Origin of the sequence: Novosphingobium sp. LASN5T (assembly GCF_003856955.1) — a bacterium.
GTDB lineage: Bacteria > Pseudomonadota > Alphaproteobacteria > Sphingomonadales > Sphingomonadaceae > Novosphingobium.
This window is the reverse complement of the sequence record NZ_RQSI01000044.1, coordinates 1-22677: the sequence shown is the minus strand read 5'-3', so window position 1 is coordinate 22677 and position 22677 is coordinate 1. Positions and strand designations below refer to the sequence as shown.

Below are 22677 nucleotides of genomic sequence, written 5' to 3'. Positions count from 1 at the left end.
CGGCAAGCATTTTCGCATGGCAAAGCGGCGCTGGCCGGGCCGTCGGAAAAATATGGGTCTAGGCGCTTGAGGGATGGTGAGGTGCCGCGTATAGGCGGGACAAATTGTCCTACTTGGGGCGATTAGAGGGGATACGCTTTGGTCCTTAGGTCAAGGGCGGGGCGTACACAGGGAAGCGGAACTTTCGACGATGAGTCTAGCCGATACAGCCCAGGCCATGGGCAAAGCGATCCGGACCCTTGGCGTCGCAGCGGCGCTGGCGTTCGCCCCGCAGGTCATGGCGGCGCCTGCCGCCGCGCCTGTCGCGGCCGCCGCGGCGCCCGCCGCCGATGCCGTCCAGCCGGCCGCCAAGGCCGACGCCGGTGCCGAAAAGAGCAGCTACGTTCCGGCCAAGCCCACGCCGGGCAAGGGCCAGCCAGTTGCCGGCGCGCTGTCCTTCCAGGACCAGTATTCGATCACGGGCCAGCAGGCGCTGCGCATGTACGATTACGTGCTGATGCCGATCATTACCGTGATCACCCTCTTCGTGCTGGTGCTGCTGCTGTTCGTGATGGCGCGCTTCCGCCGCAGCGCCAATCCGGTCGCGTCGAAGACCAGCCACAACACGCTGATCGAAGTGATCTGGACCCTGCTGCCGGTGCTCATCCTGGTGGTCATCGCCGTGCCGTCGATCCGCCTTCTGGCCGCGCAGTACACGCCGGCGCCGAAGAACGCGCTCACGGTCAAGGCCACGGGCTACCAGTGGTACTGGGGCTATACCTATCCCGATAACGGCGGCTTCGAAGTGATCTCGAACATGCTGCCGGACGAGGAAGCGCTGAAGCGTGGCGAGCCGCCGCAGCTTGGTGCCGATGCGCGCATGGTCGTGCCCTATGGCGAACCGATCCGCATGCAGACGGTGGGCGCTGACGTGATCCACTCGTTCGCCGTGCCCTCGCTGTGGTTCAAGCTGGACGCGGTGCCGGGCCGGATCAACGAGAAGGAACTCTTCATCAAGGAACCGGGCGTGTACTACGGCCAGTGTTCCGAACTCTGCGGCGTTCGCCACGGCTACATGCCGATCGTGGTCGAAGCCGTCAGCCGGCCGCAGTTCGAAGCCTGGGTGAAGGCTCAGGGCGGCACCGTCGGTCCGAAGGAAGCGGCGCCTGCCGCCGCTCCGGCCGCCGCCGCTCCCGCCGCGGATGCGTCCGCTCCCGCTGCCGACGCTTCCGCGTCGCCGGCCGCGTAATTCAGGAAAGGGGTAGACCGTCATGGCCACCATTCCCGCAGACCACGAAGGGTTCGATGCGCATCATAACCACGATGCGCACGATCACGATCACAAGCCGAGCTTCTTCGCTCGCTGGTTCATGTCCACCAACCACAAGGACATCGGCACGCTCTACCTGATCTTCGCGATCTTCGCGGGCATCGTAGGCGGCGCCGTGTCGGGCATCATGCGCGCCGAACTGGCCCAGCCGGGCATCCAGTATCTCGGTGCCGTCGCCAGCTTCCTGGGCGAAAAGAATCCCAGCTTCGACCAGCAGCTCCACCTGTGGAACGTGCTGATCACCGCGCACGGCCTGATCATGGTGTTCTTCATGGTCATGCCGGCGATCATCGGCGGCTTCGGCAACTGGTTCGTTCCGATCATGATCGGCGCGCCGGACATGGCCTTCCCGCGCATGAACAACATCTCGTTCTGGCTGACCTTCGTCGGTTTCTGCTCGCTGATGTTCTCGGCCTTCGTGCCGGGCGGCGTGGGTAACGGCGCGGGCACCGGATGGACGGTCTATGCCCCGCTCTCGACCTCGGGCTCTGTCGGGCCGGCCGTCGATTTCGCGATCTTCTCGCTGCACCTTGCGGGCGCGGGTTCGATTCTGGGCGCGATCAACTTCATCACCACGATCTTCAACATGCGCGCGCCGGGCATGACCTTGCACAAGATGCCGCTGTTCGTGTGGTCGGTGCTGGTCACCGCGTTCCTGCTGCTGCTGTCGCTGCCGGTTCTCGCCGCCGCGATCACCATGCTGCTGACGGACCGCAACTTCGGCACGACGTTCTTCGATCCCGCCGGCGGTGGTGATCCGATCCTGTACCAGCACCTGTTCTGGTTCTTCGGGCACCCCGAAGTGTACATCATGATCCTGCCGGGCTTCGGCATCATCAGCCAGATCATCTCGACCTTCTCGAAGAAGCCGGTGTTCGGCTATCTCGGCATGGCTTACGCCATGGTCGCGATCGGCGTTGTCGGCTTCATCGTGTGGGCGCACCACATGTACACCACCGGCCTCGACGTGAACACGAAGATGTACTTCACCGCGGCGACCATGGTCATCGCGGTGCCCACCGGCATCAAGATCTTCTCGTGGATCGCGACGATGTGGGGCGGCAGCCTCGAATTCAAGTCGCCGATGGTCTGGGCGATCGGCTTCATCTTCCTGTTCACCCTGGGCGGCGTGACCGGCGTGGTGCTGGCCAACGGCGGCATCGACGATAACCTCCAGGATACCTACTACGTGGTGGCGCACTTCCACTACGTGCTGTCGCTGGGCGCGGTCACGTCGCTCTTCGCCGGGTTCTATTACTGGTTCCCGAAGATGAGCGGCCGGATGCACTCCGAATTCCTGGCGCACCTGCAGTTCTGGGTGTTCTTCGTCGGCGTGAACCTGATCTTCTTCCCGATGCACTTCCTGGGCGCGAACGGCATGCCGCGTCGCTACCCCGACTATGCTCCGGCGTTCGAACACTGGAACAAGGTCGCCACCGACGGCTACATGATCATGTCGGTCAGCATCGTGATCTTCCTGATCAACATCGCCTACGCCTTCCTGGCCGGCAAGAAGGCCGAAGCCAACTACTGGGGCGAAGGCGCGACGACGCTGGAATGGACCCTGTCCAGCCCGCCGCCGTTCCACCAGTTCGAAACCCTGCCGGTGATCGACGCCAAGGCGGCGCACTGATCGGCGGTTTCGCCTGAACCATGACAAGAGGCTCCGGAGCGATCCGGGGCCTCTTTTCTTTTGCGCTGGCCTTTTTCACGCGGCGTGGGATTATAACTTTCGTTGCAGCAGTCGGGGGCAAGGCGATGCGGCGGATTGGGTATGCGGTGGCAAGCGTTCTTGCGGCGGGGTTCGCGCTTCCGGTGCCCGCCCGCGCGGCGATGGCGCGGGCGGAAGCGATGCAGCTCTATGCCGCCGGCGGGTTTCCGATCAGCGCGAACGGCGATCACCCGACCAACCGCTGCGGCGCGGCCGCCAGTCCGCGCATCACCTTTGTCGACATGAACGCCGACGGGCGCAAGGAAGCGCTCTTCATCGATGCCGGGCCTTGCTACAAGCCCGACGGGCGCTGGTACGCGATCGCCACGCAGGCGCCGGATGGCCGGTGGCGCCGCATTCTGGAAGGGCAGGGCACCGTTGCCACCACCGGCACCGCATTCGGCGGCTGGTTCGTGCTGTCCACCACCAGTGGCGGGCGGACCGGGCAATTGCGCTTCGATGGCACGGTCTATCGTCCGGCCGAGACGGTCACCGCCGGAGCGCCGCCCCGGCCTCAGGCGGCACCGCGCGGTCCGGTGACCGGCGACGCCGCGATCTTCGCCGCCGCCGGCTTCCGGCAGGTGCACGGGCGCTGGGAAAGCGGTTGCAACGATGGCAACGACGATGGTGCGACCTACGAACCCGGCCGGATCGACCAGCGCCGCGATCTCAACGGCGATGGCCACCCCGATGCGGTGATCGTGGAAGGCGGGCTGTTCTGCTATGGCAATACCGGGGCCGCCTTCTGGATCGTGGCCGGGCAGGCGAACGGCGGCTGGAAGCTGATGGCGAACGAGGTCGGCATCCCCGATTTCAAGGCGGCCCGTGGGGTCGGTGGCTGGCCGGACATCGAGGTCGGCGGCCCCGGCTTCTGCTTTCCGGTGATCCGCTGGAATGGGACGGTCTATGCCCGCAACCGCCTGGAGTACGACGGCAAGCCCTGCAAGCCACCGCGCTGACGCGCGGGTGGCGCATTGTTCTCACCGGCTTTCCCTTCCGCGCGCGCGGGACTATAGCGCGCGCACGATGGATGCCGCCAAGACCCTGACGCTGCCTGCCGACTGGCGGGATTTCTTCGCGCTGACCAAGCCGCGCGTGATGACGCTGGTGATCTTCACCGGCCTGTGCGGCCTGCTCGCCGCGCCGGGGGACATCCATCCGGTGCTGGGTTTCACCGCGATCCTGTGCATCGCTGTGGGCGCGGGCGGGGCCGCCGCGCTCAACCAGTGGTGGGAAGCGGATATCGACGCGGGGATGAAGCGCACGCGCGAACGGCCGCTGCCGGCCGGGCGCATGGATCGCGAATCCGCGCGCGATTTCGGCTTTGCGCTGGCCGGCGCCTCGGTCATGGTCATGGGGCTGGCCAACGGCTGGCTGGCGGCGGCGATCCTGGCGGTGTCGATCTTCTACTATGCGTGGATCTACACCGTCTGGCTCAAGCCGCGCACGCCGCAGAACATCGTCATCGGCGGCGGGGCGGGTGCCTTTCCGCCGCTGATCGGCTGGGTGGCGGTCACGGGCCATGTCACGCTGATGCCGGTGCTGCTGTTCCTGATCATCTTCTTCTGGACGCCGCCGCATTTCTGGGCGCTCGCGCTGTTCGTGCAGACGGACTACGCCAAGGTCGGCATTCCGATGATGCCGGTGGTGGCGGGCGAAAAGGCCACGCGCCGCCAGATCCTGGCCTATGCCGTGTTCCTGCTGCCGCTGACGCTGGTGCCATGGTTCATCGGCGGCACGGGGCTGGTCTATGGCCTGTCGGCGCTGGTGCTGGGGCTGGTGTTCGTGGCGCTCTCGGTCCGCGTTGGCCTGCGCACCAGCGTGCCGGACGATGGCATGAAGCCCGAAAAGCGCCTGTTCGGCTATTCAGTGCTCTATCTCTTCGTGCTTTTTGCGATGCTGGTTGCCGATCGCATCGCCACGGTGCAAGGCTGGCAAGCATGAACCCCAATGACGATCACCTGAGTCCCGCCGAAAGCGAAGCCTATCGCGCGCGGCAGCGTGCCCGCAGCAAGGTGCTGGGCCTGATCCTTGGCGCGCTGGCGGTGCTGTTCTTCGCGATCACGATCGTGAAGATGAGCGTCCACGCATCGGGGCAGATGTGAGCGTGGCCACCGCGACGCAAGGCCGCGGCAGCAACCGCAAGGTCGCGCTGATCGCGGCGGGCGGGGCGCTGGCGATGCTGGGGCTGGGCTATGCCTCGGTCCCGCTCTACCGCCTGTTCTGCCAGGCGACCGGTTTCAACGGCACCACGCAGCGCTCCACCGCCGCGCAGGCCGATTCGGTCAAGGTCACCGCGCGGCCCGTCCGTGTGCGCTTCGATGCCAACGTGGCCAGCGGCATGCCCTGGCAGTTCCGGCCGGAACAGGTGACGCAGGACGGGCGCATCGGCGAACGCAAGATGGCGTTCTTCAACGCGAAGAACACTTCCACCCACCCGATCATCGGGCGTGCCACGTTCAACGTCACGCCCGAACAGACCGGCGCCTATTTCCACAAGATCCAGTGCTTCTGCTTCAACGAACAGCGGCTGGAACCGGGTCAGGAAGTGCGGATGCCGGTGATCTACTATGTCGATCCGGCGATGCTGGACGATGCCAACGCCAAGGATATCGGCGAAATCACGCTGAGCTATACCTTCCACGAGGCGGCCGGGACCGCGCCCGTGCCGGCGGCGAAGTAGGGTGGTGGCGCTAAGTCGGGAAAGGGGCCGAAAGCCACTGGACCGCGCCGTTCGCTGGCGATAAAGGCCGAAATTGAGTTGCGTCTGGATCATGTCCGGATGCCATGAGAAATTTGGGGGAATCAGACCATCATGGCTGGCGCTAAGAACCACGATTACCACATTCTGCCGCCGGATATCTGGCCGCTCACCGGCGCGCTTTCGGCGCTGACCATGACCAGCGGCGGCGTGCTTTTCATGCACAGCCTGCCCGGTGGCAAGGCGGTGATGCTGCTGGGCCTGCTTGGCGTTCTCCTCACGATGTTCTCGTGGTGGGGCAAGGTCATCAAGGAAGCGCACGCGGGCGATCACACCCCGGTGGTGCAGCTGCACCAGCGCTACGGCATGATCCTGTTCATCGCTTCGGAAGTGATGTTCTTCGTCGGCTGGTTCTGGGCCTTCTTCGATTTCTCGCTGTTCCCGTCGACCATCAACGTGGACGTGATCGGTGGCCAGTGGCCGCCCAAGGCGATCGAGGCGGTAATGGACCCGTTCGATCTGCCGCTGCTGAACACGCTGATCCTGCTGTGCTCGGGCTGCACCCTCACCTGGGGCCACCACGCGCTGATCCACGGTGATCGCGATGGCCTGAAGAAGGGCCTGTGGGCCACGATCCTGCTGGGTCTGCTGTTCAGCTCGATCCAGGCTTACGAATACGCGCACGCGCCGTTCGCCTTCGGCAAGAACACTTATGGTTCGGCCTTCTACATGGCCACCGGGTTCCACGGCTTCCACGTGATTGTCGGCACGATCTTCCTGATCGTCTGCCAGGTGCGCGCCTACAAGGGCGATTTCACCCCGCGCCAGCACTTCGGTTTCGAAGCGGCCGCGTGGTACTGGCACTTCGTCGACGTGGTGTGGCTGTTCCTGTTCGTCGCGATCTACGTCTGGGGCGGTTGGGGTTACCCGACCCACTGATGCCGCATCCGGCCGATCAGGCGGAATCGAAAGGGCAGTCCGGAATTCTCCGGGCTGCCCTTTCCGCATCCTGCCCCCGCTGTGGCGCGCGCACGCTGTTTGCCGGGCCGGCGACGTTCGCGCCGCGCTGCCGCGCCTGCGGGCAGGATTTCGCCAGCCATGAACTGCAGGGGCGCCAGCTCTACCCGGTGATGCTGCCGGTCACGGTGCTGCTGATCCTGGTGGCGCTGCGGCTGGACGATATGGTGCGCTTTCCGGTCTGGGTGCTGGCGCTGGTCTGGCCCCTGCTGGCGGCCGGCGTGGTCACGCTGGCGCTGCGCGTGGCCAAGGCGGCGCGGCTGGTGCGCCGGTTGCGCCGGGAGGGTGGCGCATGATCCGCCGCATCCCCATCGTGCCCACGCTGGTCGTGCTGGCGGCGGTCGCCACGATGATCGGGCTGGGCGTGTGGCAGTTGCAGCGCCGGGCGTGGAAGGAAGCGCTGATCGCGCGCTACGCCGCGGTGCGCGTGGACAGCGCCGAGGTGCCGTGGCCGCGCGATCCGCAGGCGATCGAAGCCGCGCTGTATCGCCGCAGCACCGTGTGGTGCGATCAGGTGCTGGCCACCACCGCCATCGCCGGCCGCAGCGCGCGGGGGGAACAGGGCGTGGCGCAAGTCGCCACCTGCCGCATCGACGGCGGCGGGCAGGTCGATGTCGCGCTGGGGTGGGCGTTGCAACCAGCGCCGGTATCGTGGACGGGCGGCAAGGTCAGCGGCATCGTTGCCTCCGGCGCGGGGCACAGCGCGCGCCTGATCGCCGATCCGCCGCAGGCCGGGCTGGCGCCCTTGGCGCGTCCGGACCCGCGCGATATTCCCAACAATCACCTGGCCTATGCCGTGCAGTGGTTCCTGTTCGCCACGGGCGCGGCGGTAATCTATGCCCTTGCGCTTGCGAAGCGGCTTGCCGGGCCGGGCCGGCGCGGCTAACCGCGCCGCAAGCCGGGGCATGTAAGGATTCTGCCATGAAGTACATCAGCACGCGCGGCAACGCGCCCGCGCTCGACTTCCAGGGCGCCACCCTGGCGGGCCTCGCGTCCGATGGCGGGCTTTACGTGCCGGAAACCTGGCCCACCTTCACCGAGGCGGAAATCGCCGCCATGGCCGGGCTGCCCTATGCCGAACTGGCGGCGCGGGTGATGCAGCCCTTCGTCGGCGATTGCCTCACGCCGGAGCGGTTGCTGGAGCTGTGCCGGCAGGCCTATGGCCGTTTTGCCCATGTCGCGGTCACGCCGCTCAAGCAACTTGATGAAAAGCAGTGGGTGCTGGAACTGTTCCATGGCCCCACGCTGGCGTTCAAGGACGTGGCGCTGCAACTGCTGGGGCTGCTGTTCGAGGAGTTCCTCAGCCGCCCGAAGGCCGATGGCAGCGATCAACATATCACCATCGTCGGCGCCACCTCGGGCGATACCGGTTCCGCCGCGATCGACGCGGTGGCGGGCCGCGCCGGGGTCGATATCTTCATGCTGCATCCGCATGGCCGGGTCAGCGACGTGCAGCGCCGGCAGATGACCACGGTGCTAGCGCCGAACGTCTACAACATCGCCATCGACGGCAGCTTCGACGATGCCCAGGCGATGGTGAAGCGCATGTTCAACGATGCCGCGATGACCGGCCGCTTCGCGATCAGCGCGGTCAACTCGATCAACTGGGCGCGCCTGATGGCGCAGGTGGTGTACTACTTCGCCGCCGCGCTCCAGCTTGGCGCGCCGCAGCGCAAGGTGGCCTTCAGCGTGCCGACCGGCAATTTCGGCGATGTCTTCGCCGGTTATGTCGCGGCGAAGATGGGCCTGCCGATTGAGCGGCTGATCGTCGCCACCAACGTCAACGACATCCTGCACCGCGCGCTGTCGAGCGGGGATTATTCGGCCAGCACCGTCACGCCCACGGCCGCGCCGTCGATGGACATCCAGGTTTCGTCGAACTTCGAACGCCTGCTGTTCGATGCCGCCGGGCGCGATGGCGCCGCGCTGGCCGCGCAGATGAAGGGCTTTGAAGCGACGAAGGCGATGCGGCTGACCAACACCCAGCGCGAAAGCATCGCCGCGCTGTTCACCAGCGCCCGCGCCGACGCCAACGACATGGCCCACGCGATGCGCTGGGCGCACGAGGCGACGGGTGAAGTGCTCGATCCGCACACCGCGATCGGCCTGCACGGTGCGCGCACGGCGCAGGGCATCCCCGCCGGGGTTCCCGTGGTGACGCTGGCGACCGCGCATCCGGCCAAGTTCCGCGATGCGGTGGAACGCGCCACCGGCGTCCGCCCCGCGCTGCCGATGCGGATGGGCGACCTGTTCGAGCGCGAGGAATCCTGCGCGCACCTGCCGGGCGATTACGATGTCGTGGCCGCGTGGATCGCCGAACGCGCCACGCCGCGCCACGGCTGACGGGACGCGGGAAAGCGCATGGCCCGGCTCGATTCCGCGCCCCGCCTGATGATCGGGCAGGGCTGGCCCGATTTCGGGCTGGTTGACAGCGGACACGGGCGCAAGCTGGAACGCTATGGGCGTTACCGCTTCATCCGGCCCGAACCGCAGGCGCTGTGGACGCCGCGCCAGGCCGACTGGACGGCGGACGGGGAGTTCGTGCCTGGCTCCGACGAGGACGGCGGCGGGCGCTGGATGTTCGACCGGCCGGTGCCGCGCGAAGGCTGGGACCTCACGCGGGGCGAAGTGCGCTTCACCGCCTCCTGTACGCCGTTCCGCCATCTTGGCTTCTTCCCCGATATGGCCCCGGTGTGGGACTGGATGGGGGACCGGCTGGAAGGCAAGTCCGACGCCTCCACGCTCAACCTGTTCGGCTATACCGGCGTCGGCACACTGTCCCTGTCGGCGTTCGGGCCGGTCACGCACGTCGATGCCTCGAAGAAGTCGGTCGCGCAGGCGCGCGCCAATGCCGCGCTTTCGGGCATGGCCGAGCGGCCGGTGCGCTGGATCGTCGACGATGCCGCCAAGTTCGCCGCGCGCGAAGTGCGGCGCGGGCGGCGCTATGACGGGATCATCCTCGATCCGCCCAAGTTCGGCCGGGGGCCGGATGGCGAGGTCTGGCGGCTGGAAGAGAACCTGCCGGGCCTGATCGCCGATTGCCGGCACCTGCTCGATGCCGAAAGCCGCTTCCTGTTCCTGACGGTCTATGCGGTGCGGATGTCCTCGCTCGCCATCGCCGGCCTGCTGGCCGAAGCGCTGGCCGATCTGCCCGGCACGATCGAACACGGCGACCTCGCGATTCGCGAGGATGGCGACGACGGACGCCTGCTGCCGACCGCGATCTTCGCGCGGTGGAACGCGCAAGGCGTGTAACCCGCCTGTCAACTCAGCCAGAACCGGACGGCATAGCTTTCTTTCGTCATTGCGAGGGGCAAAGCCCCGCGGCAATCCAGAGCGGCACGCGGGACTCTGGATTGCTTCGCTACGCTCGCAATGACGAAGCGGCGTAACACTGCCAGGGGCCGCCAGCGCGTAATGGTGGACTTTTCCTACGCGCGCTGCCAAATGCCGCGCCGTGTCTGACAGCCTCATCCTCGAAGTCGCCAACATCGAAACCGACGTGCTCACCGGGATCTACTCGGAGGAGACCGGGCGGCCGCAGCCGCTGCGCATCTCCATCCAGGCCTGGCTGACGCCGCGCGACGGCTATTCGCCCGATTGCCCGCTATCGGCGAGCAAGAACTACATGGACCTCAAGTTCGCCGCCTCGGACGGGCTGCCCAAGGACGTCCATTTCAAGCTCATCGAGGCGGTGGCCGACCACATCTGCGAAACGCTGTTCCTGCAGGATACGCGGATCGAACGGATCGCGGTGAAGATCGTCAAGCTGGCGATCAGCGAGAACGGCGAGGAAATCGGCATCACGCTCACGCGCGAGCGGCGCGGTTGAGCGAGGACGGACCAGCGCCAAGACCGCTTGCGCTGGTCACCGGCGGCTGGCGCAGGATCGGCGCCGCCATCGCGCGCAAGCTGGCATCTGCGGGGTGGGACCTGGCGCTCCACGCGCACCACGCCGGCTCGTTCGACACGGAATTTGCCGCCCAGCTCGAATGGATCGGCGCCCGCGTGGTGCCGCTGGCGGGCGATCTCGACGATCCGGCCTGCGCGGAACGGCTGCTGGCGGACTTGCGCGAACAGGCCGGGCGCGCGCCGCGTCTGCTGGTCAATTCGGCTTCGGTGTTCCACGACGACACCATCGCGACGATGACGCCTTCCGCGCTGGAGCATCATTTCCGCGTCAACCTGTTCGCGCCGATGCTGCTGACCCGCGCCTTTGTCGAGGCGCTGGGGGAAGGCGATGGCTCGGTGGTCAACATCCTCGACCAGCGCGTGGTGAACCCCGTGCCCGATCAGCTCAGCTACACGCTGTCGAAGCAGGCGCTGCACGCCTCGGTGCGCACGCTGGCGCGTTCGCTGGCGCCGCGCGTGCGCGTGAACGGCGTGGCGCCGGGCTTGATCCTGCCCACGCAGGATTACGATGCCGAACAGTGGCGCCGGCTGGAAGAGATCATGCCGCTGCGCCGCCTGCCCGGCGCCGACGAGATAGCCGACGCGGTCCACTACCTGGCGTCGGCCTCCTCGGTCACCGGACAGACTATTTTCGTCGATGCCGGCGCGAACCTTGAATCTTATCCGCGTGATTTCGTATACTTGGAAAAGTGAGTACGCCCGCACCTCTCCCCGCACCCCTGGTTGACCGCTTCGCGCGGAGGATCACCTACCTCCGGCTGTCGGTTACCGACCGGTGCGATCTGCGCTGCGCCTATTGCATGCCGGAGCGGATGGAGTTCCTGCCCCGGGCCGAAGTGCTGACGCTGGAGGAACTCCACCGGCTGGCGCTGACCTTCATCGCGCGCGGCGCCACCAAGTTGCGGTTGACGGGTGGCGAACCGCTGGTGCGGCGCGACATGATCGAGCTGGTCCGCGCGCTGGGGCGCAAGCTGGGAGACGGGTTGGAGGAGCTGACGCTCACCACCAACGGCACGCGGCTGGCCGAATTCGCCGAGGATCTGGCGGCGGCGGGGGTGCGGCGCATCAACGTCTCGCTCGATACCCGCGATCGCGCACTGTTCGAGCAGCTCGCCCGGCGCGACAGCCTGCCGCAGGTGCTGGAAGGCATCGCGGCGGCGAAGGCGGCGGGCCTCCGGGTCAAGCTCAATACCGTCGCGCTCAAGGGGCTCAACGAGGCGGAAATCCCCGATCTCGTCGCCTGGGCGCACGGGCAGGGCCATGATCTCACGCTGATCGAGGTCATGCCGCTGGGCGAGGTCGAGGGAGACCGCTTCGATCACTACCTGCCGCTCGATTCGGTGCGCCGCGATCTGGCCGCGCGCTGGACCCTGACGGCGAGCGAGGCGCGTTCCGGCGGCCCGGCGCGCTATGTCGATATCGCCGAAACGGGCGGGCGGCTGGGCTTCATCACCCCACTGACCGGCAATTTCTGCGACGGCTGCAACCGCGTGCGGGTGACGGCCACTGGGCAGCTGTTCATGTGCCTGGGCGGCGAGGGCAAGGTGGACCTGCGCGCCGCGCTGCGTTCCCACGATCCCGATGCCGCGCTCGCGGTCGCCATGGCGCGCGCGATGGGCGAAAAGCCCGAACGCCACGGCTTCGTGATCGATCGCCCCGGCGCGCCGCCCGCGCTTTCGCGTCACATGTCGATGACCGGCGGCTGACCATGGCGGCGCGGCTGGTGTTCCTCGGGCGTCTGGAAGACGTGGCCGGCGCGGCGGAGCGCGCGGTCGCCCCCGGCCCGCTCGAGGCCATCCTGGCCACGCTCGACAAGGCGCTTGCCGTGGAGCTGCTGGGTGATCGTGTGCGGATCGCGCTCAACGGCCGGCTGCTGACCGACCATGGCGGGATCACGCTGGCGGAGGGCGATGAACTGGCCTTCCTGCCACCGGTTTCGGGCGGCTGACGTGGCCGAGATCGTCTTGCGCGAATCGGCGTTCGATCCCGCGGCGGAAATGGACGCCTTCATCGGCCGTCACGCACAGGCCGGCGGCGTCGTCAGTTTTCTCGGGCAAGTGCGCGGGGACGGCGGCGTGGAAGCGCTCGAACTGAAGCACTATCCGCCGATGACGCAGCCGGGCATGGCCGATCTCGCCGTCACGATCGAACGGCGCTGGCCGCTGGAGGGGCTGCTGCTGCTGCACCGCGTGGGCCTGATGGTGCCGGGCGATCCGATCGTGCTGGTCGCCGCCGCCGCACGCCACCGGCGCGATGCCTTCGCCGCCGCCGATTTCGCGATGGACCACCTGAAAGGCGAAAGCTGGTTCTGGAAGCGCGAGAAGACCGCCGCCGGCTGGCGCTGGATCGAACCGCGCGCGCAGGACCACGCCGACCTGGCGCGCTGGTAGCTATCCGCGCACGCGGCCGCGCAGCGAATCGAGCGAGCGGTTCTCGGCCGCCAGCCAGCCATCCACTTCGTCGCGCACCTTGCGCACGGCCTTGAGGTCGGCATCGGGGCCGTCGACGGCGGCTTTGGTGGCTTCCACCAGTAGGGTGTCGAGATCGGCCAGCGGCAGCAGCAGGCTGGACCGCGCCGAATCGAGCGCTGCCAGCGCGCCCTGCGCTACCGACCAGTTCTCCGCGCCGGGCGCCGCGCCCGCCGCTTGCGCCGCCGCGCGTTCTCCGGCGGGGCGCAGGGCTTCGAAATCGCGGTGCGCCTTGGCGGCGGAATCGCGCAGCGTGGCCAGGCGGGCGAGCAGCGCGGGGCTGGCGGCCGATGGCGCGGGGGCAGGGGCCGGCTGCGGCGCGCTAGCGCCCGTGCCATAGGCGCTTTCGGCGGGCCGGCGGGCCAGTGAGGGATAGTGCCCGCGCGCGGCGCATCCCTGAACGGCCAGTGCGGCGATGGCGAGGATGCCGATGCGGAGGGCGGCAGGCGAGAGCGGGGGCTTGCGGAATGGATCGGGGCGAAGCATGGCGCCGCCATAGCACGGGCGCGGCCGCTGGCCAGCATGTGCCGCTGCCTTGGGCGGGCCTTCGCGGTGTCTCCGCGCCCGCGCATGCAATTTCCGCCCGCCGCATCGGCCTTTCGCGTTGACAGGCGGGCGACCTTGGACTATCCGCGCCTCTCTTTCCGGGACCCTGCCCACGGTGGGGTGCCGGTGTGTTGCCCGCTATCCGCCGATTCGTGCGGGGTCTGGCGAGCAGACGTGAAGACGGGCAGACTTGAAAGACGGATAGTAGAACCATGTTCGCAATAGTGCGCACGGGCGGCAAGCAGTATCGGGTGGCCGCCGGAGACAAGATCGCGGTCGAGAAGCTGGCGGGTGAAGCCGGCGAAACGATCACCCTCGGTGACGTCCTCCTTGCGGGCAAGGACGGCGAACTGGCTGACGCGGCCAAGATCACGGTTTCGGCCGAGATCATCGCGCAGGCCAAGTCGGAAAAGGTCGTGGTGTTCAAGAAGCGCCGCCGCCACAACTATCGCCGCAAGAACGGTCACCGCCAGCAGCTTACCCTGCTGCGCATCGTGTCCGTGGCCTGATTCGAGATCCGGAGTAAGACGAGATGGCACACAAGAAAGCAGGCGGCTCTTCGCGTAACGGTCGCGATTCGGCTGGTCGCCGCCTTGGCGTGAAGAAGTTCGGCGGTCAGGAAGTGATCGGCGGCAACATTATCATCCGCCAGCGCGGTACCAAGGTGTACCCGGGCGCCAACGTCGGCATCGGCAAGGATCACACCCTGTTCGCGCTGACCGAAGGCCGCGTACGCTTCCACGCCGGCAAACTCGGCCGCAAGTACGTGTCGGTCGATGCCATGGCGGAAGCCGCCGAGTAATCGGATGGTCGATAAAGGGCCATCCTGACGGGATGGCCCCGCCGGTCTTCGCAGAAAGACCGGCCGAACGAGGGAGAGGGGCCGACCCGTCTCCCTTTTTTTGTTTCTCCCTCATCCCGCCGCATCGGAAATTCGGATGACCGCGCGGGTGGCCCATGGCCGCCTGCATGGCGCGATTCCGCATCGTTCCGGCGCAACGCGAAACAATGCTGTCACTTCATGTGCTTAGTGGGCGCGTGAGGGGCGGATGAAGGAGATGTGCCATGTTCATTCGCAGCGAACGCCTGTTCCTGAGGCCAGGCTGGCCCGAGGACTGGGCCGAGCTTCTGGCGCTGATCGACGATGAATCGGTCGTGCGCAATCTTGCTCGCGCGCCCTGGCCTTACAGCCCGGCCGACGCGCGCGCCTTCGCCAGCCAGCCGCAGGCGCGGCGCCACCCGCATTTTTTCGTGACGCTGCCCGGTGCAACCGGGGCAAAGCTGATCGGCTGCGTGGGGCTGGCCGACCAGGACGGCGGGGCCGAACTGGGATACTGGATCGCGCGGCAGCACTGGGGCCGGGGCTATGCGACGGAAGCGGTGCGGGCGGTCCTCGCGCTCGCGCCGACGCTGGGGCACCGCCGGCTTGGCGCGCACCACTTCCTCGATAACCTGGCGTCGGGCCGGGTGCTTGCCAAGGTGGGCTTCGTGCCCACCGGCGATGTCCGTCCCCGGTTCAGCCTGGCCCGCCGCGGGGCGGCGCCATCCGCGGCCTATGTGCTGCACCTTGCCGCGCCGGTGAACGGCGGGAGCGAAGGCGGCGATGCCGGTGATTCTATCGAGGTGATGCGCGCCGCCTAGGGGCAGGGGGGTAGGGTGGATGCGAAAAGCCCACCCCGCTGCGACTAACACCGCCTGCGGCGGCGCAAGTCTCGCTCCCCTCCCGCGTGCGGGAGGGGTTGCGGGGTGGGCAGCGGCCTTTGCCTGCAAAGGATGTAATCGGCAGCTCAATACCCGGCGGTGAACCGTGCCCGCGGGTAGCGGTGCTGTTCCAGCTCGTCGACCATGGCGATGGCATAGTCGGCAAAGCTGATCCGGCTCTCGCCCTTGTCGTCGGTCACCAGCTGGTCCTTGCCGCCGCGATAGGTGCCAAGGCGCGGGCCTTCGAAGATGAAGGCGGCGGGCGAGAAGAACGTCCAGTCGATCTCGGTCTCGCCCTTCAGCGCGTCCAGGAAGGCGATCCCGCCCTGCGCCGCGCCTTTCCACGCTTCGGGGAACTCCGGCGTATCGATCAGCCGCACGCCCGGCGCCACTTCCAGGCTGGCCGCGCCGCCCGTAACCAGCAGGCGGCCGACGCCGGCCTGTTTCAGCGCCGAGAGCAGGGTGGCGGCGGAAACGTCGAAGTGGATCGCGCTGATCACCGCGTCGGCGCCCCGGATCAGCGGGGCCAGCGCGGCCGGGTCTGCAGCGTCGCCCGCCTTGGCGGTCACGCCCGGCAGCGCGGGGATCGCTTCGGGCTTGCGCGCGATGGCGATCACCTCGTGGCCGCGCGCGACCAGCTCCTTCACGATTTCCGATCCCGCGCGTCCGCTGGCGCCCAGAACTGCAATGGCCATGGCCTGTCTCCTTGCGTGGTTTCCAATGGATACCAGCTGCGCTATGGAAACTCTCCATGCAAGAACGCACGGATTCCATACCAGGTCACCTCACGGTAACGCTCGCCCCTCGTGGTGATGGGCGGCGCGCCCATGATCGGCGCGGCAATGCCTATGCCGCCGAGTGCCCCACGCGGCAGCTGCTCGATCGCATTGCCGACAAGTGGAGCGTGCTGATCCTGCTGCTGCTGGGCGAGGAGGACTTGCGCTTCAGCGAACTGAAGCGGCGCATCGGCGGCATTTCGCAGAAGATGCTGGCGCAGACGCTCCGCGCGCTGGAGCGTGACGGGCTGGTGCTGCGCGCGGTGGAGCCGACCGTGCCGGTCACCGTCACCTACAGCATCGCGCCGCTGGGGCGCGGACTGATGGCGGCCTGCCGCTCGATGCTGGAATGGGCGGAAACCTGCATGGTCGAAGTCGCCGCCGCGCAGCGTGCCTACGATCTCCGCCGGGAAACGGCCGAAAGTTGAAGCGCCAAGCTATTCCGGCGCGTGGCACACCGCTTCCACGTTGACGCCATTGGGATCGAACACGAAGGCCCCGTAGTAGGCGGGATGGTAGTGCGGGCGCAGACCCGGTGCGCCGTTGTCGCGCCCGCCCTGCGCCATGGCGGCGGCATGGAAGGCATCGACCAGCGCGCGGGTGGGCGCGGTGAAGGCGATGTGCACGCCGGCGCCGTTGGGGCCACCGCTGGATACCCAGAAAGACGGCTTGCCGTCTCGGCCATAGCCGACGCCTTCGTAGCCGCCGGTTTCCGCAGCGGTCAGCTCCATCACCGGGATGATGCCCAGCGGCGCCAGCGCGGCGTCATTGAACCGGCGCGAGGCGGCTTAGTCCTTCGCCGCGATGCCGATATGGTCGATCATGCCGATCGCCTCCTGCCTTGCCGAAACCGCAGCAGCTTAGGCGCGCGGTCCGGCAAGGGAAAGGAGCAGCGTCTCCGGAAGGCTGGTTTCAGGCTGCCGAAAGCCGCGCGTCGGGGAACTCGCTGTCGGCCTTGTTGATCAGCTTGCGGTCGTCATGCTGCCAGGGGTGGAAGCCGGGCAGGAAATAGCTGATCCACGCCGGGAAGATGCGGCGCAGCACGCCGGGCTTTCCCAGCAGGTAGGCGGCCAGCCGCCATTTCCACTTCGCGCCGGTCAACCCGTCCTGCGCCAGCAGGTCCAGCGTGTCTTCCACGCGATGGGTCAGGAAGTTCTTGGTGATGACCAGCATCATCAGCGACTTGACCTTCCAGCGCTTCCACCGGCTCCAGTCGCGCGTGGCGTGCAGCCAGGTGTCGTAGGCCACGCCCTTGTGCTCGATTTCCTCCATCGCGTGCCAGCGCCACATCGCGGCGGTCTCCGGCTCGGCCCCGGCGAAGTGCTGCGGGTTGGCGAGGAACTCGTGCGCCATCATCGCGGTATAGTGTTCCAGCGCCATCGTCGCCGCCAGGTTCAGGATCACCGGGCGGTCCTTCGTCAACGCCAGCATTTCCTCCACGCGCTTGTCGATCTTGTCGATGTCGTAGCCGGCTTCGCTGGCGGCGCGGTTGAACACGATGTGTTCGCGGGTGTGGTTGATTTCCTGCTTCACGAAGGCGCGGATCTCCGCCTCCAGCTTGGGCGGCACGCCATCGCGATGGGCTTTCACCGCCTCGATGAAGAAGGCTTCGCCGCGCGGGAAGGTGGCGGACAGCGCGTTGTGCCAGGCGGTGGCGACGGGATCGTTCGCCAGCCACCAGCGGCCGGGCTTCTCGTCCCGCCCGAAGCGCCGGTCGCGCACGGTGATGGTGAGGTCGGAAGGGGTAGGCGCAACCTTGCCCTCGGCAACGGCGCGTTCTACGGCGATGGGATCGGTGATTGCGTTCATGCGGCTCAAGGTATAGTAACTTACATCAATGTCAATAAGGAAACGTCTCAGCCCCGAGGAGAGCCGCATTGCCGCGCTCGAAGCCGCGCGCGCGCTGCTGATCGAAGCGGGGCCGCAGGCCGTGACGCTGAAGGCCGTGGCGGCGCGAATCGGGCGCACCCATGCCAATCTGCTGCACCATTTCGGCTCGGCATCGGGCTTGCAGAAGGCGCTGGCGGCGCATCTGGCCTCCGCCATCTGCGGCACCATCGCGGAGGCGGTAATCGCCACGCGCTCCGGCGTCGGCTCCCCGCGCGAGGTGGTGGACCTGACCTTCGATGCCTTCGACAAGGAGGGCGCCGGCGCGCTGGCTTCGTGGATGCTGCTGTCGGGCAACGAGGACGCGCTCGACCCGATCGTCGATGCGATCCACGATCTCGTCACGGAACTGGCCGACTTCGGATCAGGCGCGATGCGCGAATCGACGCTCACGCTGGTGCTGATGGCACTGGGTGACGCGCAGATGGGTGGGCCGCTTTCCGCCGCGCTGGGCCTGCCGCGTACCGCCGCGCGCGATCATGCCGAGACGATCCTGGTCGAGGCGGCCGAGCGCGCCGGCATCGTACAGCAGCAGGGTTAGCAGCGGGTCAGTCTTCCCCGGCCCCTTCCGTCGCCAGCGCCATCCAAGCGGGGGCAAGATCGGCGGGCAGATCCTCCACGCGCAAGTGGTCCACGGCAAGGCCAAGGTCGGGATAGGCCACGCGCCGCCGCGCTTCGTCGGAGCGGTCCAGCGGCACCACCACCAGCCGGCGGTTCACCTTCTGCCGCCAGTTCATCCGCGCGGTGTTTTCCTGCCCCACATAGCAGCCCTTGGTGAAACTCACGCCGTTGAGATCACCGGCGTTGGTTTCCAGCCAAAGCGTCTTGTCGCTGCCGAGTTCGTCCGCGCCTTCGGGCACGCCCAGCGCCAGCCGGTGCGCGCGCCACATGGCGTCGGCGGACTGGTCGGCGGGATCGGCGGGGGCGAGCCAGCGCTGGCCCAGCGCGGCCAGGCGCGGGTCGGGATGCTCTCCCTCTGTCGGGCTCCAGTGGACCGCCAGCGACTCGTCGCGCGCGATGGCGATCTTGCGGCGCAGCCGGTAGATCGAGAGCCGCCGGGCGAGCGCGTCGGCGGCGCCGGCTTCGCAGTCGATCAGCAGGTCGTCGCCATTCCGCCACACGATGAAGTCGAACAGCGCCTTGCCCTGCGCGGTTAGCAGCCCGGCCCAGACCGGCAGCGGCCCTTTCATGTCGCTGGTGACAAGGCCCTGGAGGAAGCCGGCCACATCCTCGCCCGCCTCCTGCGGCGAAAGGCGGAGCACGGCGCGGTCGAACAGGCGGGTGGCGGTCATCGCGCGAATCTGGAGACCGGCGCGGAGGGAATCAAGAGGGATGCGGTCGATGCCCACCCCCAGCCCCTCCCGCGTGCGGGAGGGGAGAGCAAGGGATACCCCTCCCGCGCCCAGCAATTTAGGGCTTGGACTTTCCCGCCGCGCCCGCTCAAATCGCCGCCTGACGAGAGGAAGTCCGCCCATGTACCGCCTGTTCGCCCGCCCGTTCGCCCGCCCCCTGTTTGCCCTCATCGCCGCCCTGCTGGCCTCTCCCGCATCCGCGCAGGAAGCCCCGCGCGGCACTTATCTGCTCAAGCCCGACGCGGTGTTCGACGGCACCGGCACGGAGCCGCACGCCGGCTGGCAGGTGCTGGTGCGCGGCAACCGGATCGAGGCGGTCGGCCCGGCCATCGCCGCACCGGCCGACGCGCGGGTGATCGATCTGCCGGGCACCACGCTGCTGCCCGGCCTGATCGAGGGGCATTCGCACTTGTTCCTCCACCCCTACAACGAAACCCCGTGGGACGATCAGGTGCTGCACGAGCCGCTGGCGCTGCGCACCGCGCGCGCCACCGTTTTCGCGCGGGCGACGCTGATGGCTGGCTTCACCACGGTGCGCGATCTCGGCACCGAAGGCGCGGGCTATGCCGATGTCGGGCTGAAGCAGGCGATCGCGCAGGGCATCGTTCCGGGACCGCGGATGCTGGTGGCCACGCGCGCGCTGGTCGCGCCCGGCGCCTATGGCCCGCGCGGGTTCGAGCCGGGCGTGGCCGTGCCGCTGGGGGCGGAGGAGGCGGACGGGCCGGCGCTCGTCACCGCCGCGCGCCGCCAGATCGGCGCGGGGGCGGACGTGGTGAAGCTCTATGCCGATTACCGCTGGGGCGCGGGCGAGCCGAGCCGGCCGACCTTCACCCAGGCGGAAATGGCGGCGGCGGTGGAGGCCGCGCACAGCGCCGGGCGCAAGGTGGCCGCCCATGCCGGCACGGCGGAGGGGATGCGCCGCGCGGTGCTGGCCGGCGTGGACACCATCGAACACGGTGACGAAGGCACGGCGGAGGTCTTCGCGCTGATGAAGCAGCACGGCACCGGCTATTGCCCCACGCTCGCCGCCACCGACGCTATCGCGCGCTATCGCGGCTGGAACGGGGCGGAGCCGGCCCCGGCGATGGTGCAGGAAGCACGCACCGCCTTCGGCCGTGCCCGCGCGGCGGGCGTCGCGTTCTGCGTGGGCGGCGATGTCGGCGTCTTCGCCCACGGCGACAACGCGCGCGAGGCGGAACTGATGGCCGCCGCCGGCCTGCCGCCTGCGCAAGTGCTGCTCGCCGCGACATCGGGCAACGCGAAACTGTTCGGCCTCGACGACCGCTTGGGCACGGTCAAACCCGGCCTGCTGGCGGACCTCGTCGCCGTGGCAGGCGACCCCACCCGCACGATCGCCGCGCTGCGGCAGGTGCGGTTCGTGATGAAGGACGGGGAGGTGTGGAAGGGGGGCAGGTAGGGGTTACGGGCGCGAGGCTCCGCATCCTTTCCACGTCGTGCAAGTGGCCGTGCGGCGGCTGGCTGGAAGGACGAGGTTTGGGACAAAACTGCCGTTCCAGAGTGAGTTTTCGAACGGCAGGCTTCGTCAGCAGCGGACATCCGGCGCCTGTCCAAACGGGCCACAAACCGAAAGAGATTGGACCGGTAGCGGACTGGCAGGTTCACAACGCTGACCTGGCCAAAGCGGACTAACGCATCGATCTCCGCGAGCTGAGGGGTCAGACAATGGTAGGACCTGAATCCTCAATCGTGTCCTGATATTCCTCTTTTGCCCCTGGACAGTCCTATCTGCGACAACGCCGTTGTCTACCAAGGCCCGCAAGCGTCAGATTGTGGAATGTCTGAGACAACCCGTAGAGGTACAGCTAAATGATTTTCACGAACTCCCGTCATCACTTGATCGCGACCCGATCTGCGCAAGGACCCTGTGCGTTACTCCCGATCTGAAATGTGACGGGCGTTCCGATCTTCAAGGCCTGAAAGTCGGCACGAATGACCAAGCTGTTTTGGTGGAAAAACATGCTGCGGCCATCATCGGAATCTATGAAGCCGAAGGGCTTATCCGTTGGAATGAAGCTGATCTTCCCGCCAATGCGATCTGCGGTAAGATCAGCGATAGCGCCGCCGGCAGATGGTGGATCACCGAGTAGCGTCGCAATGGCATCAATTGTCGCGGCAACTGTCCGCCCACGCGGCGTTGAACCTTCGCGCACGAGAAATCTCCGAGCGGTCGACTCTCCGTCCCTTAAATGCTTCTCTAGCTGAGCATCTAAGGCGTGGGGCGGGATGCGTCGTATTGCTTCAGCCAACCGTATCATGCTGGTTTCGAGTTTTTGAGAATCCCCGTCGGCGAAATAGGTTTCCGCACTTCGCGTACATGTTTGAACCAACAAATCGTGATATTTCACGACTCCCCGCGCATTGCGCATTTTATCGATGTCGACACTGATCAGTTCGCTATGCGCCTCATCATATTTGTGCTGATACAGCAGGCAGCGCGCCAGCTCGGTTTGAATTTCTGTTGGATTCTCATCTTGAGAAAGCGCCGATCTTAGAACCGCTTCCGCGCTAGTGCCATTATCAAGGGCTTTTACAAGAAAACCGGCATAGTGGACGGCTAGGGGTGGGTAGTCAGGCCTTAGCGCCATTGCCTCTTCGTAGGCTGTTTGGGCGCGCAGCGTATTGCCCTCACCTGCCGCGATATATGCTTCAACGCGAGCAACTTCGAAGAAAGAGGGAGCGATTTCTCGGGCCTTTGAGACCTCTTCGAACGCCGTGTCGTAATCACAAATCCGAAATGCCCCCAAAGCACGACGAAGATAGGTCGCTGCCACAGCGTCTGATCCTGAAAACTCGGAGCGAATCAGAATGAATCCTGGATCGTAGACATAACCCCGCTTTTGGTCGGCTTCTGCTCGCTCGCTCAACGCGGTAAGTTGCGCCTGTTTTAAGCGAATGCGCTCTTGAGCCGGTGCGGACGGCGGGTGCATCCGGCTGATATAAGTTTGGGCCAATGCTGAGATGCGATAGCGGTCTTCATCTCCAAATTTGGACACAACAACTGTGATGAGGTTTGAGGCGATGAGCTCTCTCAAGGCGTCCTCGATCTCGAACGTGGCGATTTCCGCGATATAGTGAAGGGACGCCGGAGATTGCTCACGACCAGTTACCGCAAGAATATTAAGGATATTCTTCGCTGACGAAGAAAGTTTGTAATTACCCACCCCCTTGCCAAGGTGGACGGTCTGTGATTCACACTACCCATGAATCGCGAGGAACTCGAACGGCTTACGAAGCCAGAGTTGATTGATCTTTTGCTTGGCCTGCAGCGGCCGGGGA

At 66.8% G+C, this 22677-nt stretch carries 28 protein-coding genes; 22 read left to right on the top strand and 6 right to left on the bottom strand.

Annotated elements, in window-relative coordinates; translation table 11 throughout:
• Positions 1-190 precede the first annotated feature (190 nt).
• From coxB to EH199_RS19935, 16 genes are all read left to right on the top strand, one after another.
• The gene (coxB, locus tag EH199_RS20005) at positions 191-1228 is read left to right on the top strand and encodes a cytochrome c oxidase subunit II (protein ID WP_223806801.1); all 1038 of its coding nucleotides are present in this window, start codon (positions 191-193) and stop codon (positions 1226-1228) included.
• Positions 1229-1250: 22 nt separating this feature from the next.
• On the top strand, positions 1251-2942 hold the full coding sequence (ctaD, locus tag EH199_RS20000; RefSeq protein ID WP_124810919.1) for a cytochrome c oxidase subunit I: 1692 nt from the start codon (positions 1251-1253) through the stop codon (positions 2940-2942).
• A 146-nt stretch (positions 2943-3088) separates the two neighbouring features.
• Positions 3089-3979 (top strand): hypothetical protein, encoded by an 891-nt coding sequence (locus EH199_RS19995; RefSeq protein ID WP_223806800.1) that lies wholly within the window; start codon positions 3089-3091, stop codon positions 3977-3979.
• A 67-nt stretch (positions 3980-4046) separates the two neighbouring features.
• Complete coding sequence (locus EH199_RS19990) at positions 4047-4964, top strand: heme o synthase (RefSeq protein ID WP_124810917.1); 918 nt, start codon at positions 4047-4049, stop codon at positions 4962-4964.
• Complete coding sequence (locus EH199_RS24500; protein ID WP_190287368.1) at positions 4961-5125, top strand: cytochrome oxidase small assembly protein; 165 nt, start codon at positions 4961-4963, stop codon at positions 5123-5125. Before EH199_RS19990 ends, EH199_RS24500 begins: the two co-directional genes overlap by 4 nt.
• 2 nt (positions 5126-5127) lie before the next feature.
• The gene (locus tag EH199_RS19985) at positions 5128-5703 is read left to right on the top strand and encodes a cytochrome c oxidase assembly protein (RefSeq protein WP_124810928.1); all 576 of its coding nucleotides are present in this window, start codon (positions 5128-5130) and stop codon (positions 5701-5703) included.
• A gap of 132 nt (positions 5704-5835) precedes the next feature.
• On the top strand, positions 5836-6660 hold the full coding sequence (locus tag EH199_RS19980) for a cytochrome c oxidase subunit 3 (protein ID WP_124810916.1): 825 nt from the start codon (positions 5836-5838) through the stop codon (positions 6658-6660).
• On the top strand, positions 6660-7034 hold the full coding sequence (locus EH199_RS19975; protein WP_124810915.1) for a DUF983 domain-containing protein: 375 nt from the start codon (positions 6660-6662) through the stop codon (positions 7032-7034). The genes EH199_RS19980 and EH199_RS19975 overlap by 1 nt, the downstream gene beginning before the upstream one ends.
• The gene (locus tag EH199_RS19970) at positions 7031-7624 is read left to right on the top strand and encodes an SURF1 family protein (RefSeq protein ID WP_190287366.1); all 594 of its coding nucleotides are present in this window, start codon (positions 7031-7033) and stop codon (positions 7622-7624) included. Before EH199_RS19975 ends, EH199_RS19970 begins: the two co-directional genes overlap by 4 nt.
• Before the next feature lie 35 nt (positions 7625-7659).
• The gene (gene thrC, locus EH199_RS19965) at positions 7660-9081 is read left to right on the top strand and encodes a threonine synthase (RefSeq protein ID WP_124810914.1); all 1422 of its coding nucleotides are present in this window, start codon (positions 7660-7662) and stop codon (positions 9079-9081) included.
• A gap of 18 nt (positions 9082-9099) precedes the next feature.
• The gene (locus tag EH199_RS19960; RefSeq protein ID WP_124810913.1) at positions 9100-9993 is read left to right on the top strand and encodes a class I SAM-dependent methyltransferase; all 894 of its coding nucleotides are present in this window, start codon (positions 9100-9102) and stop codon (positions 9991-9993) included.
• A gap of 202 nt (positions 9994-10195) precedes the next feature.
• Positions 10196-10570, top strand: a complete 375-nt coding sequence (locus tag EH199_RS19955) for a dihydroneopterin aldolase (RefSeq protein ID WP_124810912.1) — start codon at positions 10196-10198, stop codon at positions 10568-10570.
• A complete protein-coding gene (locus tag EH199_RS19950; RefSeq protein WP_124810911.1) occupies positions 10567-11343 on the top strand; it encodes an SDR family oxidoreductase in 777 nt (258 codons plus the stop codon). The genes EH199_RS19955 and EH199_RS19950 overlap by 4 nt, the downstream gene beginning before the upstream one ends.
• Positions 11340-12356 (top strand): GTP 3',8-cyclase MoaA, encoded by a 1017-nt coding sequence (gene moaA / locus EH199_RS19945; RefSeq protein ID WP_124810910.1) that lies wholly within the window; start codon positions 11340-11342, stop codon positions 12354-12356. Before EH199_RS19950 ends, moaA begins: the two co-directional genes overlap by 4 nt.
• A 2-nt stretch (positions 12357-12358) precedes the next feature.
• Positions 12359-12598: a MoaD/ThiS family protein gene (locus EH199_RS19940; protein WP_124810909.1), complete on the top strand. Its 240-nt coding sequence runs from the start codon at positions 12359-12361 to the stop codon at positions 12596-12598.
• A gap of 1 nt (position 12599) precedes the next feature.
• The gene (locus tag EH199_RS19935; protein WP_125953836.1) at positions 12600-13040 is read left to right on the top strand and encodes a molybdenum cofactor biosynthesis protein MoaE; all 441 of its coding nucleotides are present in this window, start codon (positions 12600-12602) and stop codon (positions 13038-13040) included.
• Here the strand turns inward: EH199_RS19935 and EH199_RS19930 are convergent, their stop codons facing one another.
• Positions 13041-13604 (bottom strand): hypothetical protein, encoded by a 564-nt coding sequence (locus tag EH199_RS19930; protein WP_124810907.1) that lies wholly within the window; start codon positions 13602-13604, stop codon positions 13041-13043. It abuts the gene before it with no gap.
• A gap of 272 nt (positions 13605-13876) precedes the next feature.
• Between EH199_RS19930 and rplU the strand changes: the two genes are divergently transcribed.
• The 3 genes from rplU to EH199_RS19915 all read left to right on the top strand — a co-directional run bounded on the left by rplU (position 13877) and on the right by EH199_RS19915 (position 15305).
• The gene (gene rplU / locus EH199_RS19925; protein WP_124810906.1) at positions 13877-14173 is read left to right on the top strand and encodes a 50S ribosomal protein L21; all 297 of its coding nucleotides are present in this window, start codon (positions 13877-13879) and stop codon (positions 14171-14173) included.
• Between the two features lie 23 nt (positions 14174-14196).
• Positions 14197-14466, top strand: coding sequence for a 50S ribosomal protein L27 (gene rpmA, locus EH199_RS19920; protein WP_124810905.1), 270 nt, complete (start codon positions 14197-14199; stop codon positions 14464-14466).
• A 263-nt stretch (positions 14467-14729) separates the two neighbouring features.
• Positions 14730-15305, top strand: a complete 576-nt coding sequence (locus tag EH199_RS19915; RefSeq protein WP_124810904.1) for a GNAT family N-acetyltransferase — start codon at positions 14730-14732, stop codon at positions 15303-15305.
• A gap of 146 nt (positions 15306-15451) precedes the next feature.
• On the opposite strand, the gene EH199_RS19910 is transcribed toward EH199_RS19915, so the two are convergent.
• Positions 15452-16060: an NAD(P)-dependent oxidoreductase gene (locus tag EH199_RS19910; RefSeq protein WP_124810903.1), complete on the bottom strand. Its 609-nt coding sequence runs from the start codon at positions 16058-16060 to the stop codon at positions 15452-15454.
• 56 nt (positions 16061-16116) lie between these two features.
• Here EH199_RS19910 and EH199_RS19905 point away from each other — a divergent pair, with 56 nt between their 5' ends.
• A complete protein-coding gene (locus EH199_RS19905; protein WP_124810902.1) occupies positions 16117-16569 on the top strand; it encodes a helix-turn-helix domain-containing protein in 453 nt (150 codons plus the stop codon).
• A 9-nt stretch (positions 16570-16578) separates the two neighbouring features.
• On the opposite strand, the gene EH199_RS19900 is transcribed toward EH199_RS19905, so the two are convergent.
• Together EH199_RS19900 and EH199_RS19895 are read right to left on the bottom strand one after the other, a co-directional pair.
• Positions 16579-16872: a VOC family protein gene (locus EH199_RS19900; protein ID WP_223806798.1), complete on the bottom strand. Its 294-nt coding sequence runs from the start codon at positions 16870-16872 to the stop codon at positions 16579-16581.
• 181 nt (positions 16873-17053) lie between these two features.
• Entirely contained in the window at positions 17054-17950 is an 897-nt protein-coding gene (locus tag EH199_RS19895; protein ID WP_124810901.1) for a metal-dependent hydrolase, read from the bottom strand.
• 28 nt (positions 17951-17978) lie between these two features.
• Here EH199_RS19895 and EH199_RS19890 point away from each other — a divergent pair, with 28 nt between their 5' ends.
• Positions 17979-18569, top strand: coding sequence for a TetR family transcriptional regulator (locus EH199_RS19890; protein WP_124810900.1), 591 nt, complete (start codon positions 17979-17981; stop codon positions 18567-18569).
• Positions 18570-18576: 7 nt separating this feature from the next.
• Here the strand turns inward: EH199_RS19890 and EH199_RS19885 are convergent, their stop codons facing one another.
• Complete coding sequence (locus EH199_RS19885) at positions 18577-19320, bottom strand: folate-binding protein YgfZ (RefSeq protein ID WP_124810899.1); 744 nt, start codon at positions 19318-19320, stop codon at positions 18577-18579.
• A 181-nt stretch (positions 19321-19501) separates the two neighbouring features.
• On the opposite strand from EH199_RS19885, the gene EH199_RS19880 reads away from it, so the two are divergent.
• Complete coding sequence (locus EH199_RS19880) at positions 19502-20797, top strand: amidohydrolase family protein (protein WP_124810898.1); 1296 nt, start codon at positions 19502-19504, stop codon at positions 20795-20797.
• 433 nt (positions 20798-21230) lie between these two features.
• Here EH199_RS19880 and EH199_RS19875 read toward each other — a convergent pair whose 3' ends face one another.
• Positions 21231-22562 (bottom strand): cold shock domain-containing protein, encoded by a 1332-nt coding sequence (locus EH199_RS19875; protein ID WP_124810897.1) that lies wholly within the window; start codon positions 22560-22562, stop codon positions 21231-21233.
• Positions 22563-22677 lie beyond the last annotated feature (115 nt).

Bases quoted from the DNA above. Each gene is read 5' to 3' on its own strand.
- EH199_RS19990 (WP_124810917.1), top strand. From the start codon at position 4,047: ATGGATGCCGCCAAGACCCTGACGCTGCCTGCCGACTGGCGGGATTTC.
- coxB (WP_223806801.1), top strand. From the start codon at position 191: ATGAGTCTAGCCGATACAGCCCAGGCCATGGGCAAAGCGATCCGGACC.
- EH199_RS19885 (WP_124810899.1), bottom strand. From the start codon at position 19,320: ATGACCGCCACCCGCCTGTTCGACCGCGCCGTGCTCCGCCTTTCGCCG.
- EH199_RS19930 (WP_124810907.1), bottom strand. From the start codon at position 13,604: ATGCTTCGCCCCGATCCATTCCGCAAGCCCCCGCTCTCGCCTGCCGCC.
- EH199_RS19905 (WP_124810902.1), top strand. From the start codon at position 16,117: ATGCAAGAACGCACGGATTCCATACCAGGTCACCTCACGGTAACGCTC.
- EH199_RS19940 (WP_124810909.1), top strand. From the start codon at position 12,359: ATGGCGGCGCGGCTGGTGTTCCTCGGGCGTCTGGAAGACGTGGCCGGC.
- EH199_RS19890 (WP_124810900.1), top strand. From the start codon at position 17,979: ATGTCAATAAGGAAACGTCTCAGCCCCGAGGAGAGCCGCATTGCCGCG.
- EH199_RS19975 (WP_124810915.1), top strand. From the start codon at position 6,660: ATGCCGCATCCGGCCGATCAGGCGGAATCGAAAGGGCAGTCCGGAATT.
- EH199_RS24500 (WP_190287368.1), top strand. From the start codon at position 4,961: ATGAACCCCAATGACGATCACCTGAGTCCCGCCGAAAGCGAAGCCTAT.
- EH199_RS19915 (WP_124810904.1), top strand. From the start codon at position 14,730: ATGTTCATTCGCAGCGAACGCCTGTTCCTGAGGCCAGGCTGGCCCGAG.
- EH199_RS19910 (WP_124810903.1), bottom strand. From the start codon at position 16,060: ATGGCCATTGCAGTTCTGGGCGCCAGCGGACGCGCGGGATCGGAAATC.
- rpmA (WP_124810905.1), top strand. From the start codon at position 14,197: ATGGCACACAAGAAAGCAGGCGGCTCTTCGCGTAACGGTCGCGATTCG.
- thrC (WP_124810914.1), top strand. From the start codon at position 7,660: ATGAAGTACATCAGCACGCGCGGCAACGCGCCCGCGCTCGACTTCCAG.
- EH199_RS19970 (WP_190287366.1), top strand. From the start codon at position 7,031: ATGATCCGCCGCATCCCCATCGTGCCCACGCTGGTCGTGCTGGCGGCG.
- EH199_RS19900 (WP_223806798.1), bottom strand. From the start codon at position 16,872: ATGGAGCTGACCGCTGCGGAAACCGGCGGCTACGAAGGCGTCGGCTAT.
- EH199_RS19880 (WP_124810898.1), top strand. From the start codon at position 19,502: ATGTACCGCCTGTTCGCCCGCCCGTTCGCCCGCCCCCTGTTTGCCCTC.
- EH199_RS19980 (WP_124810916.1), top strand. From the start codon at position 5,836: ATGGCTGGCGCTAAGAACCACGATTACCACATTCTGCCGCCGGATATC.
- EH199_RS19960 (WP_124810913.1), top strand. From the start codon at position 9,100: ATGGCCCGGCTCGATTCCGCGCCCCGCCTGATGATCGGGCAGGGCTGG.
- EH199_RS19895 (WP_124810901.1), bottom strand. From the start codon at position 17,950: ATGAACGCAATCACCGATCCCATCGCCGTAGAACGCGCCGTTGCCGAG.
- ctaD (WP_124810919.1), top strand. From the start codon at position 1,251: ATGGCCACCATTCCCGCAGACCACGAAGGGTTCGATGCGCATCATAAC.
- rplU (WP_124810906.1), top strand. From the start codon at position 13,877: ATGTTCGCAATAGTGCGCACGGGCGGCAAGCAGTATCGGGTGGCCGCC.